Source organism: Streptomyces sp. NPDC056160 (assembly GCF_042268205.1).
Lineage (GTDB): Bacteria > Actinomycetota > Actinomycetes > Streptomycetales > Streptomycetaceae > Streptomyces.
On the sequence record NZ_JBHJUW010000205.1, the window covers coordinates 1 to 11,468 of the forward strand.

An 11,468-nucleotide genomic window follows, 5' to 3' on the forward strand; every position below is an offset into this window, starting at 1 on the left:
GGCCGGTCCGCCACTTCGGTGGCGGGCCGGCCCGCTGCCGCTCACCGGAGCTCAGTGCGTGTGTCCGCTCCCGGCGGGCTGCTTCACGGTCAGCGGCAGCAGCTTCCGGCCCGTGGGCCCGATCTGGATGCCGGTGTCCATGGCGGGGCACACGCCGCAGTCGAAGCACGGGGTCCAGCGGCAGTCCTCGACCTCGGTCTCGTCGAGGGCGTCCTGCCAGTCCTCCCAGAGCCAGTCCTTGTCCAGGCCGGAGTCCAGGTGGTCCCAGGGCAGGACCTCCTCGTAGGAGCGCTCGCGGGTGGTGTACCAGTCGACGTCAACGCCGAAGGGGGCCAGCGCCTTGTCCGCGCAGGCCATCCAGCGGTCGTAGGAGAAGTGCTCGCGCCAGCCGTCGAAGCGGCCGCCGTCCTCGTAGACCGCGCGGATCACCGCGCCGATGCGGCGGTCGCCGCGGGAGAGCAGGCCCTCGACGATGCCGGGCTTGCCGTCGTGGTAGCGGAAGCCGATGGAGCGGCCGTACTTCTTGTCGCCGCGGATCTTGTCCCGGAGCTTGGTCAGGCGGGCGTCCGTCTCCTCGGCCGAGAGCTGCGGGGCCCACTGGAAGGGGGTGTGCGGCTTGGGGACGAAACCGCCGATGGAGACCGTGCAGCGGATGTCGCCCGAGCCGGAGACCTCGCGGCCCTTGGCGATGACGTGGGTCGCCATGTCGGCGATCTGCAGGACGTCGTCGTCGGTCTCGGTGGGCAGGCCGCACATGAAGTACAGCTTGACCTGGCGCCAGCCGTTGCCGTAGGCCGTGGCGACGGTGCGGATCAGGTCGTCCTCGGAGACCATCTTGTTGATGACCTTGCGCATGCGCTCGGAGCCGCCCTCGGGGGCGAACGTGAGGCCCGAGCGGCGGCCGTTGCGGGTCAGTTCGTTGGCCAGGTCCACGTTGAAGGCGTCCACGCGGGTGGAGGGCAGGGAGAGGCCGATCTTGTCGTCCTCGTAGCGGTCGGCGAGGCCCTTGGCGATGTCGCCGATCTCGCTGTGGTCCGCGGAGGACAGGGAGAGCAGGCCGACTTCCTCGAAGCCGGTCGCCTTCAGGCCCTTGTCGACCATGTCGCCGATGCCCGTGATGGAGCGCTCGCGCACGGGGCGGGTGATCATGCCGGCCTGGCAGAAGCGGCAGCCGCGCGTGCAGCCCCGGAAGATCTCCACCGACATGCGCTCGTGGACGGTCTCCGCGAGCGGGACGAGGGGCTGCTTGGGGTAGGGCCACTCGTCCAGGTCCATCACGGTGTGCTTGGACACGCGCCACGGCACGCCGGACTTGTTGGGCACGACGCGGGCGATACGGCCGTCGGGGAGGTACTCGACGTCGTAGAAGCCGGGGACGTAGACCCCGCCGGTCCTCGCCAGGCGGAAGAGGAGTTCCTCACGGCCACCTGGGCGGCCCTCGGCCTTCCAGGCGCGGACGATCTCCGTGACCTCAAGGACCGCCTGCTCGCCGTCGCCGATGACCGCGCAGTCGATGAAGTCGGCGATCGGCTCGGGGTTGAAGGCCGCGTGGCCGCCGGCCATGACGATCGGGTCGTCGACCGTGCGGTCCCTGGCCTGGAGGGGGATGCCGGCCAGGTCCAGGGCCGTGAGCATGTTGGTGTAGCCCAGCTCCGTGGAGAAGGACAGGCCGAACACGTCGAAGGCCTTCACGGGGCGGTGGCTGTCCACCGTGAACTGCGGGACGCCGTGCTCGCGCATCAGCGCCTCGAGGTCGGGCCACACGCTGTAGGTGCGCTCGGCGAGGACGCCCTCGCGTTCGTTCAGCACCTCGTAGAGGATCATGACGCCCTGGTTGGGCAGGCCGACCTCGTAGGCGTCCGGGTACATGAGCGCCCAGCGGACGTCACACTCGTCCCAGCTCTTGACGGTGGAGTTGAGCTCGCCGCCCACGTACTGGATCGGCTTCTGCACATGCGGGAGCAAGGCTTCGAGCTGCGGGAAAACCGACTCGACGGTCATCGCGGGGAACTTTCGTGAGCTGACAGGGGTGACCCTCAAGCCTAACCCGGCCGGAGGACTGCCCCGAACGGCCGCGGCACGGGACCGGGCCGGCGCCGACCCGCGGCGGGGTCGGCGCCGGTGAGAACGGGGCCGGTGAGAACGGGGCCGGTGAGAACGGCGCCGGTGAGAACGGCGCCGGTGAGAACGGCGCCGGTGAGAACGGCGCCGGTGAGAACGGGGCCGGTGGGTCCGGCGCCCTACGCCGACATGGGCCGCTGCACCCGGATCGACTGGAGCAGGCCCACCGCCACCCAGACCGCGAACATGGACGAGCCGCCGTAGGAGACGAACGGCAGGGGCAAGCCGGTGACCGGCATGATGCCGAGCGTCATGCCGATGTTCTCGAAGCCCTGGAAGGCGAGCCAGGCGACGATCCCGGCGGCCACGACGGTGCCGTACAGCTCGGTGGTCTCGCGGGCGATGCGGCACGCGCGCCACAGGACGACGCCGAGCAGCACGATGATCAGGCCCGCGCCGGCGAAACCGAGCTCCTCCCCCGCCACCGTGAAGACGAAGTCGGTCTGCTGTTCGGGGACGAACTGGCCGGTGGTCTGCGAGCCGTGGAAGAGTCCCGCGCCGGTGAGGCCGCCGGAACCGATGGCGATGCGGGCCTGGTTGGTGTTGTAGCCGACGCCGGACGGGTCGAGGCTGGGATTGGCGAAGGCCGCGAACCGGTTGATCTGGTACTCGTCGAGGATGTGCAGCTGCCAGATGGCGATACAGCCGGCCGCGCCCGTGGCGAGCAGGCCGAACACCCAGCGGTTGGAGGCGCCGGAGGCGAGCAGCACGCCCAGGATGATGGCCACCAGGACCAGGACCGTGCCGAGGTCGGGCATGAGCAGCACGATCAGGATCGGTACGGCGGCCAGGCCCAGGGACTGAAGGACCGTGCGGTGGTCGGGGTACTCCTTGTCACCGGCGTCCACCCGCGCGGCGAGCATCATCGCCATCCCGAGGATGATCGTGATCTTCACGAACTCCGAGGGCTGGATGGAGAAGCCGCCGCCGAGCACGATCCAGTTGCGGCTGCCGTTGATGGTGGCGCCGAGCGGGGTGAGCACCAGCAGGATGCCGAAGAGCGAGGCGCCGTAGAGGATCGGGACCGCGCTGCGCAGCGTGCGGTGGCCCAGCCAGACGGTGCCGATCATCAGGGCGAGCCCGATGCCGGTGTTCAGCAGGTTGCGGATCAGGAAGTAGTACGGATCGCCCTGGTTGATCTCGGTCCGGTTGCGGGTGGCCGAGAAGACGAGGGCGGTGCCGATCCCGGAGAGGGCGAGCGCCGACAGCAGTATCGGCCAGTCCAGGCGGCGGACCACCGAGTCACGGGCGAGGAGCCGGGTCCAGCCGGCCCGCTGGGGGCCGTACCCGGGGACGGAGAAGTTGTTCGCGCCGGTCATGCGGTGGTCCTCCGGCTTCCCCTGCGGCGCGCACGCCTGCGCGTGTTGCGGTTGCCCGTGGGCGTGTTGGTGGTGGCCGGTGTCTGCTGGTTGTCGGGGGCCGTGGTGTTGCCCTGCTCGGCGACCTGCTTGGCGATCTTCTCCTGGTCCTTGGCCGGGTCGCCGGGGATCTTGGGAGCGGGGATGGTGCCGTCGGGCTGGATCGCCGGCAGGTTCTTCTGCGGGGTGGGCAGCAGGGCCTTCTTGTCGTCGACGGAGCCGTCGGCCTGCACGCCGTACAGGGAGCTGTAGATGTTGCGCACGGCCTCACCGGAGGCGCCGGAGCCGGTACCGGCCTGGGCGATGGTCATGATGACCGTGTAGTCCTTGGTGTAGGTGGCGAGCCAGGACGTGGTCTGCTTGCCGTAGACCTCGGCGGTACCGGTCTTGGCGTGCAGCGGGATCTTGTCCTGCGGCCAGCCGTTGAACTTCCAGGCGGCGGTGCCGCGCGTGGCGACGCCGGCGAGCGCCTGGTCCATCATGTCGCGGGTGGCCTTGGTGATGGGCAGCCTGCCGTGGGACTCGGGCTTGATCTCGGTGACGTGCTTGCCGTCGGGGCTGATGACGGCCTTGCCGATGGTCGGGGTGTACATGGTGCCGCCGTTGGAGATCGCGCCGTAGATCACGGCCTCCTGGATCGGGGTGAGCAGGGTGTCGCCCTGGCCGATGGAGTAGTTGATCTCGTCGCCTTCGCGCATCTTGTTGCCTTCGAGGCAGTTCTCGTAGGCGATCTTCTCGACGTAGGTGCCGTTCTTCTTGCCGGACTTGCACCAGGCGTCCTTGTTGGCCTGCCAGTACCGCTGCTTCCACTGGCGGTCGGGGACGCGGCCGGTGACCTCGTTGGGCAGGTCGATGCCGGTCTCCTTGCCGAGGCCGAACTGGTGGGCCGTCTTGAAGAACCAGTCCTTGGGCTTGCCCTTCTTCGGGTTGATGCCGCCGTCCTTCTTCCACTCGCTGTCCGCGAGACCGTAGAAGACGGTGTCGCAGGAGACCTCCAGGGCGCGGCCGAGGGTGATGTCGCCGAAGTTCTCGCCCTCGAAGTTCTTGAAGGTCTGCCCGCCGACCGAGTAGGAACTGGTGCACGGGTAGGCGCCGTTGAAGTCGTAGCCGGCCTGGACCGCGGCGGCCGTGGAGACCACCTTGAAGGTCGAGCCGGGCGCGGACTGACCCTGTATGGCGCGGTTCAGCAGCGGGTAGTCGGAGTCCTTGCCGGTGAGCGCCTTGTAGTCCTTGGCGGAGATGCCGCCGACCCACACGTTGGGGTCGTACGTCGGCGCGGACGCCATGGCGACGACGCGGCCCGTCTTGGCCTCCATGACGACGACGGCGCCGGAGTCCGCCTTGTAGTTGGTGCCGGTGATGCTGTCGTACTGCTGGCGGGCGGTCTTCATCGCCTTGTCCAGCTCGTACTCGGCGACCCGCTGGACGCGGGCGTCGATGCTGGTGACCAGGTTCGAACCGGGTTCGGCGGCGTCCGACCTGGCCTTGCCGATGACCCGGCCGAGGTTGTCGACCTCGTAGCGGGTGACGCCGGCCTTGCCGCGCAGTTCCTTGTCGTACTGCCGCTCCAGGCCCGAGCGGCCGACCATGTCGGAGCGCAGGTAGGGCGAGGGGGTGTCCTTGGCCTTCTGGATCTCGTCGTCGGTGACGGGTGAGAGGTAGCCGAGGACCTGCGCGGTGTTGGACTTGCCGGCGCCGGCGTAGCGGCGCACGGCCTCGGGTTCGGCGGTGACGCCGGGGAAGTCCTCGGCGCGTTCGCGGATCTGCAGGGCCTGCTTGGGGGTGGCCTCGTCGGTGATCGGGATGGGCTGGTAGGGCGAACCGTTCCAGCAGGGCTGCGGGGTCTTGGCGTCGCAGAGCCGGACCTTCTGCAGTATCTCCTGCGGGTCCATGCCGAGGACGCCGGCGAGCTTGGTGAGGACCGCCTTGCCGTCGTCCTTCTGCTTGAGCAGGTCGGTGCGGGAGGCGGAGACCACCAGGCGGGTCTCGTTGTCGGCGAGGGGCACTCCGCGGGCGTCCAGGATCGAGCCGCGCGTGGCGGGCTGGACGACCTGCTGGACGTGGTTGCCGGACGCCTCCTTCTGGTAGTGGGCGCCCTCGCGGATCTGCAGGTACCACAGTCGGCCGCCGAGGGTGCCGAGCAGGGAGAGGACGAGGATCTGGATGACGACGAGCCGGGTCTGGACCCGTGGGGTCCGGCCGGTCTCGGGAATGTTGGTCACTGGTGCTGCCTCCCCCTCTCAGAGTGCGGATGAGCTGTGCGCGTACGTGTCGTGCCCGGGCGAGCCGGGTGACCGGACGCCGTTCGGCCGCCGTGCCGTCACAGGCGCTTGACCCCCTTGATGCGGCCCACCCGGGTGGAGCGGTTGCGGGCCTTCGTCTTCAGGCCGCCGAGCGCGCCGCGCTGGCCGCCGATGCGCAGTCCGGTGCCCGAGGAGAGCCAGCCGGAGGAGATGTCGGCCTTCTTGGAGGCGGAACCGGCCTCGGCGAGCGGGTCGTTCTCGGCGCGCCGGGCGAGCGCCATGATGCCGGGGACGACGAACGGGGCGAGCAGCAGGTCGTAGACGGCGGCGCTGATCAGCAGGCCGGGCAGGCCGACGTGGCGGGCGGCGGTGTCGCCGACGAGGGCGCCGACCCCGGCGTAGAGCAGGGTGGAGCCGATGGCGGCGGCGACCACCACGGCCATCGGGCCGGTGGCCGACTTGACCTGTCCGGTCTCGGGCTTGATGAGTCCGGCGAGGTAGCCGATGACGCACAGCACGAGGGCGTAGCGCCCGGCGGCGTGGTCGGCGGGCGGGGCGAGGTCGGCCAGGAGTCCGGCGCCGAAGCCGACGAGGCAGCCGCCGACGTGACCGTAGACCATGGCCAGGCCGAGCACGGTGAGCAGCAGCAGGTCGGGGACGGCGCCCGGCAGGTGCAGCCGGGCCAGGACGCTCACCTGGATCACCAGGGCGACGACGACCAGCACGGTGGAGAGCAGGATCCGGTTGAGACGCATGGGGACTTTTCTCGCTCCTACTGCTGCTGGCCGTCGGTGGACTGCGCGTCGGGGCTGCCGCCGGCGTCCGATGACGGGGTGACCGTCACGGTGACCGTGGGCGTCGGGGTCGGCTTGGGCTTGGGCGGCAGGACCGCGTCGCGCGGGTCCTTCTTCGGGGCCTGGACGACGACGCCGACGACGTCGAGCTTGCTGAAGCCGACGTACGGCGTGACGTAGACGGTGCGGGTCAGGTCTCCGCCGGAGGGGTCGACGCGGGAGACGACACCGACCGGGACGCCGGGCACGAACGGCTTGTCGGACTGCGAGCCGAAGGTGATGAGCCGGTCGCCCTTCTTCACCTCCGCCTTGCCGTTGAGGAGCTGGACGCGCATCGGGCGGTCGCCCTGCCCGGAGGCGAAGCCGAGTTCGTCGCTGCCCTCCATACGGGTGCCTACGGTGAAATCGGGGTCGTTGGCGAGCAGGACGGTCGCGGAGTCGGGGCCGACGGTGGTGACGCGGCCGACGAGGCCGTCGCCGTTGAGGACGGTCATGTCGCGCCGGATGCCGTCGTTGGAGCCGGCGTCGATGGTGATGGTCCAGGAGAAGCCCTGCGCGGCTCCTATGGCGATGACCTGGGCGCCCTTGATGCCGTACTGGCCCTCGCCGGCCAGCTTGAGCATCTTGTCCAGCTGGCTGAGGCGGCTGCGGTTGCGGTCGCCGCTGCCGAGCTTGGCCTTGAGCGCCGCGTTCTCCTTCTCCAGCGTGGCGAGCCGGTCGTGGCGGTCGCCCGAGTCGCGGATCGCGGAGACGGCGTTGCCGACCGGGTCCACCGCGCCCGACACACCGTTCTCGATCGGGCCGAAGACGGTGGCCGCGGCGCGTCGGGCGCCGTCCACCGGGGAGTTCTCCCCGCCGCGGATGTCCACCGTGATCAGCGCGAACGCTACGGCGATCAGCAGCACCAGGAGCAGCCGGCTCTCTTTCGTGTCCCTCACGTGCGGCGGCCGTGCCCTTCCTCGTAGGAATTCGGGTGGCCCCGGTGAGCGCCGGTGGCGAAGCGCAAACCCAAGGGGCCCATTTGCGGGAGCTTATGCCTCTATATCAACGATCCGCCGTACGAGAGGAGATCATCTCGTACGGCGGAATCGAAAAGTCGCCTCATCGGCGCGGCTGGGCGTCCAGTACCTGCTGCAGCGCCTCGAATTCCTCGACGCACTTCCCGGAGCCGAGCGCCACGCTGTCCAGGGGGTCCTCGGCGATGTGGATCGGCATGCCGGTCTCCCGGCGCAGCCGCTCGTCCAGGCCGCGCAGCAGCGCGCCGCCGCCGGTCAGCACGATGCCCCGGTCCATGATGTCGCCGGACAGCTCCGGCGGGCACTTGTCGAGGGTCGTCTTGACGGCGTCGACGATCGCGTTGACCGGTTCCTCGATGGCCTTGCGCACCTCGGCGGCCGAGATGACGACGGTCTTCGGCAGGCCGGAGACGAGGTCCCGGCCGCGGATCTCGGTGTGCTCGTCGGCGTCGAGTTCGTACGCGGAGCCGATCGTGATCTTGATCTGCTCGGCCGTGCGCTCGCCCAGCAGAAGGCTGTACTCCTTCTTGACGTGCTGGATGATCGCGTTGTCCAGTTCGTCGCCCGCGACGCGGATGGACTGGGCGGTGACGATGCCGCCGAGCGAGATGACCGCGACCTCCGTGGTGCCGCCGCCGATGTCCACCACCATGTTGCCCGTGGCCTCGTGGACCGGCAGGCCGGAGCCGATGGCCGCGGCCATGGGCTCCTCGATGATGTGCACCTGGCGGGCGCCGGCCTGGGAGGAGGCCTCGATGACCGCGCGGCGCTCGACGCCGGTGATGCCGGAGGGGACGCAGACCACGACCCGCGGACGAGCCAGGTACCGCCGCTTGTGGATCTTCAGGATGAAGTAGCGGAGCATCCGCTCGGTGATCTCGAAGTCCGCGATGACGCCGTCCTTGAGCGGGCGCACGGCGACGATGTTGCCGGGCGTGCGCCCGATCATCTTCTTCGCCTCGGCGCCGACCGCGAGGATGCCACCGGTGTTCGTGTTGATCGCGACGACGGACGGCTCGTTGAGTACGATCCCGCGACCCCTGACGTACACCAGCGTGTTGGCGGTCCCGAGGTCGACAGCCATGTCACGGCCGATGAACGACATTGAGTTCCCCATCAGGATTCGTCTGGCCTTCCCTGGGAGCTTTTGAGGGCATTTCAGGTACGGCGAGGTGGGTGCTGTGACGTGAAGGCTTCCATCGTAAACGCGCCTGCACGAACACTGCGCGAGGGTCTCCGCCATTGTCAGCAGATGGCGTACCGCCTCGCTTGTGGAGACGGGCCATCGGGGGCACGCGTTCCCCCGATCGGCACCGGGTATGCCGCTGGGCGGCCGGGTTTCCACGGCCGCCCAGGTCAGACGGAACGATGAACTGACGATACGTCAGAAAGCGTGAACCGGAGCCTGCGCCCGGAGCCCGGCGGCGACCCGGCGGTCCGGGTCAGCCGCGGCCGGGGAAGAAGATCTTCACCTCGCGCTCGGCGGACTCCTCGGAGTCGGAGGCGTGGATCAGGTTCTCCCGCACGATCACACCGTAGTCCCCGCGGACGGAACCGGGCGCGGCGGCGATCGGGTCGGTCGGACCGGCCAGGGCACGCACACCCTCGATGACCCGCTCGCCCTCGACGATCATGGCCACGACCGGACCGGAGGCCATGAACGCCACCAGCGGCTCGTAGAACGGCTTGCCCTTGTGCTCACCGTAGTGCTGCTCCAGCGTGTCCTGGTCCAGGGAGCGCAGCTCCAGCGCGGTGATCTGCCAGCCGGCCTTGCGCTCGATACGGCTGATGATCTCGCCGGTCAGGCCACGACGGACCGCGTCGGGCTTGAGGAGGACGAGGGTGCGCTGGGTCACGGTGGACTCCTTCTGCTGTACAGGTGTGCGGTGGGACGACCCTACAAGGTCGCGGTCACACAGCGTCAGCCGAGGCGGAGCCGGCCTCCGCGGCCCGCTCCGCGAATCTCGCCTTCGCCTCGTCGATCTTCCGCCCGAAGTGCACCGACGCCCACCACAGCCCCGCGAAGACCGCGCCCAGGAAGTACATCACCGGCACCACGAGACCGGAGGCGACGAGCGCGATCTGCAGCGCCCAGCCGAGCGCCACCCCGCCGGGCCGGCTCAGCACCCCGCACAGCAGCACGCACAGCACCATCGCGATGCCGCTGACCGTCCACACGGTCGACATGGACAGACCGGGGTCCTTCATCGCGACCAGCGCGGCGAAGCCGATGACGAAGAACTCGCCGATCAGAGTCGAGGAACACAGCGTACGCACGGAAAGTCAGCCCCTCCCCAGGAGCAGTCGGGCCTCACCCACGGTGATGACGGAACCGGTGACGAGCACACCGCCACCGGAGAACTCGCCCTCTTCCTCGGCGAGCGTGATGGCGGCCTCCAGCGCGTCCGGCAGCCGCGGCTCGACCTGGACCCGCTCCTCGCCGAACACCTCCACGGCGATCGCGGCCAGCTCGTCGGCGTCCATCGCGCGGTGGCTGGAGTTCTGCGTGACCACGACCTCCGCGAAGATCGGCTCGAACGCCTCCAGCAGACCGCGCACGTTCTTGTCGCCGCTGGCCCCGACCACACCGATCAGCCGGCTGAAGTCGAACGCCTCCTGCACCGCCTCCGCCGTGACCTGCGCGCCCGCCGGGTTGTGCGCGGCGTCCAGCACCACGGTCGGCGAACGCCGCACGACCTCCATCCGGCCCGGCGAGCTGGCCGCCGCGAACGCCTTGCGGACGGTCTCCGCGTCCAGCGGCTCGGCGCGCTGGGCGCCCACCCCGAAGAACGCCTCCACCGCGGCGAGCGCCACGGCGGCGTTGTGCGCCTGGTGCGCGCCGTGCAGCGGCAGGTACACCTCCGGGTACTCGCCGCCCAGACCGCGCAGCGTCAGCAACTGCCCGCCGACGGCCACCTGCCGCGCCACGACGCCGAACTCCAGCCCCTCGCGGGCCACCGTGGCGTTGACGTCCACGGACTTCTTCAGCAGCACCTGCGCCGCGTCCACCGGCTGCTGCGCCATGATCACGGTGGCGTCCTGCTTGATGATCCCGGCCTTCTCCCCCGCGATCTCGCCCGTGGTGTTCCCGAGCCGGTCGGTGTGGTCCAGGCCGATCGGGGTGATCACGGCGACGTCCGCGTCGATGACGTTCGTCGCGTCCCAGCTGCCGCCCATGCCCACCTCGACGACGGCCACGTCCACCGGCGCGTCGGCGAAGGCGGCGTACGCCATGCCGGTCAGCACCTCGAAGAAGGACAGCCGGTACTCCTGAGCGGCGTCGACCATCCCCACGTACGGCTCGATGTCCCGGTACGTCTCGATGAACCGCTCGGCCGAGACCGGCGCGCCGTCCAGGCTGATCCGCTCGGTGATCGACTGCACGTGCGGCGAGGTGTACCGGCCGGTGCGCAGCTCGAAGGCGCCGAGCAGCGCCTCGATCATGCGGGCGGTGGAGGTCTTGCCGTTGGTCCCGGTGATGTGGATGGAGGGGTACGACCGCTGCGGCTCGCCCAGTACGTCCATCAGCGCGGCGATCCTGCTGACCGACGGCTCCAGCTTCGTCTCGCCCCACCGGGTCGCCAGCTCCGCCTCGACGTCGCGCAGCGCCTTGTCGACCTCGGGGTCCTCGGGACGCGCGGGCACATCGGCGTTCGGCGGGCCGCCCTGGGTGCGCAGGGTGCGGCTGCCGGCCTCGATCACCGCGAGATCGGGGTCGCGGGTGGTCTCGGCCTCGATCATCTCGTCGAAGGAGTCGAGGGGGTCGGGCTGCTCGCTGTCGTCGTACGGGGGGAGGTCGCTCACGGGGCCAGTGTACGTAGGCCCGCCCACCCGGCGGGCATGCGTGCCGGGTGGGCGGCGCCCGTGGGCGCGGGCTGCGCCCTGCCAGGGCGGTGAGTGCCCCCTGCCCACTCGGCGCCCGAAGGCCCCGGAGCC

At 70.0% G+C, this 11,468-nt stretch carries 9 protein-coding genes and 1 pseudogene; all 10 read right to left on the bottom strand.

Features of this window, described 5'->3' with window-relative positions; translation table 11 throughout:
• Nucleotides 1-51: 51 nt before the first annotated feature.
• Nucleotides 52-2,001, bottom strand: coding sequence for a TIGR03960 family B12-binding radical SAM protein (locus tag ACFC02_RS39270; RefSeq protein WP_376367267.1), 1,950 nt, complete (start codon nucleotides 1,999-2,001; stop codon nucleotides 52-54).
• Nucleotides 2,002-2,042: 41 nt separating this feature from the next.
• Nucleotides 2,043-2,204, bottom strand: a pseudogene (locus tag ACFC02_RS39275) (pentapeptide repeat-containing protein); the annotation flags it as partial.
• Nucleotides 2,205-2,240: 36 nt separating this feature from the next.
• Nucleotides 2,241-3,440, bottom strand: a complete 1,200-nt coding sequence (gene rodA / locus ACFC02_RS39280) for a rod shape-determining protein RodA (protein ID WP_376367269.1) — start codon at nucleotides 3,438-3,440, stop codon at nucleotides 2,241-2,243.
• Nucleotides 3,437-5,701, bottom strand: a complete 2,265-nt coding sequence (gene mrdA / locus ACFC02_RS39285; protein ID WP_376367271.1) for a penicillin-binding protein 2 — start codon at nucleotides 5,699-5,701, stop codon at nucleotides 3,437-3,439. Before mrdA ends, rodA begins: the two co-directional genes overlap by 4 nt.
• Nucleotides 5,702-5,799: 98 nt before the next feature.
• Nucleotides 5,800-6,477: a rod shape-determining protein MreD gene (gene mreD, locus ACFC02_RS39290; protein WP_360973546.1), complete on the bottom strand. Its 678-nt coding sequence runs from the start codon at nucleotides 6,475-6,477 to the stop codon at nucleotides 5,800-5,802.
• Between the two features lie 17 nt (nucleotides 6,478-6,494).
• The gene (gene mreC / locus ACFC02_RS39295) at nucleotides 6,495-7,454 is read right to left on the bottom strand and encodes a rod shape-determining protein MreC (protein ID WP_376367274.1); all 960 of its coding nucleotides are present in this window, start codon (nucleotides 7,452-7,454) and stop codon (nucleotides 6,495-6,497) included.
• Nucleotides 7,455-7,617: 163 nt separating this feature from the next.
• Nucleotides 7,618-8,637, bottom strand: a complete 1,020-nt coding sequence (locus ACFC02_RS39300) for a rod shape-determining protein (RefSeq protein WP_037854464.1) — start codon at nucleotides 8,635-8,637, stop codon at nucleotides 7,618-7,620.
• Nucleotides 8,638-8,974: 337 nt separating this feature from the next.
• Nucleotides 8,975-9,388 (bottom strand): nucleoside-diphosphate kinase, encoded by a 414-nt coding sequence (ndk, locus tag ACFC02_RS39305; RefSeq protein WP_360973550.1) that lies wholly within the window; start codon nucleotides 9,386-9,388, stop codon nucleotides 8,975-8,977.
• Between the two features lie 55 nt (nucleotides 9,389-9,443).
• The gene (locus ACFC02_RS39310; protein WP_376367276.1) at nucleotides 9,444-9,809 is read right to left on the bottom strand and encodes a DUF4233 domain-containing protein; all 366 of its coding nucleotides are present in this window, start codon (nucleotides 9,807-9,809) and stop codon (nucleotides 9,444-9,446) included.
• A gap of 6 nt (nucleotides 9,810-9,815) precedes the next feature.
• Nucleotides 9,816-11,273, bottom strand: a complete 1,458-nt coding sequence (locus ACFC02_RS39315; protein ID WP_376367278.1) for a bifunctional folylpolyglutamate synthase/dihydrofolate synthase — start codon at nucleotides 11,271-11,273, stop codon at nucleotides 9,816-9,818.
• Nucleotides 11,274-11,468 lie beyond the last annotated feature (195 nt).

Excerpts from the sequence above, each read along its gene's own strand:
- ACFC02_RS39270 (WP_376367267.1), bottom strand. The coding sequence starts at position 2,001 with ATGACCGTCGAGTCGGTTTTCCCGCAGCTCGAAGCCTTGCTCCCGCAT.
- rodA (WP_376367269.1), bottom strand. The coding sequence starts at position 3,440 with ATGACCGGCGCGAACAACTTCTCCGTCCCCGGGTACGGCCCCCAGCGG.
- mreD (WP_360973546.1), bottom strand. The coding sequence starts at position 6,477 with ATGCGTCTCAACCGGATCCTGCTCTCCACCGTGCTGGTCGTCGTCGCC.
- ACFC02_RS39300 (WP_037854464.1), bottom strand. The coding sequence starts at position 8,637 with ATGTCGTTCATCGGCCGTGACATGGCTGTCGACCTCGGGACCGCCAAC.
- ACFC02_RS39315 (WP_376367278.1), bottom strand. The coding sequence starts at position 11,273 with ATGATCGAGGCCGAGACCACCCGCGACCCCGATCTCGCGGTGATCGAG.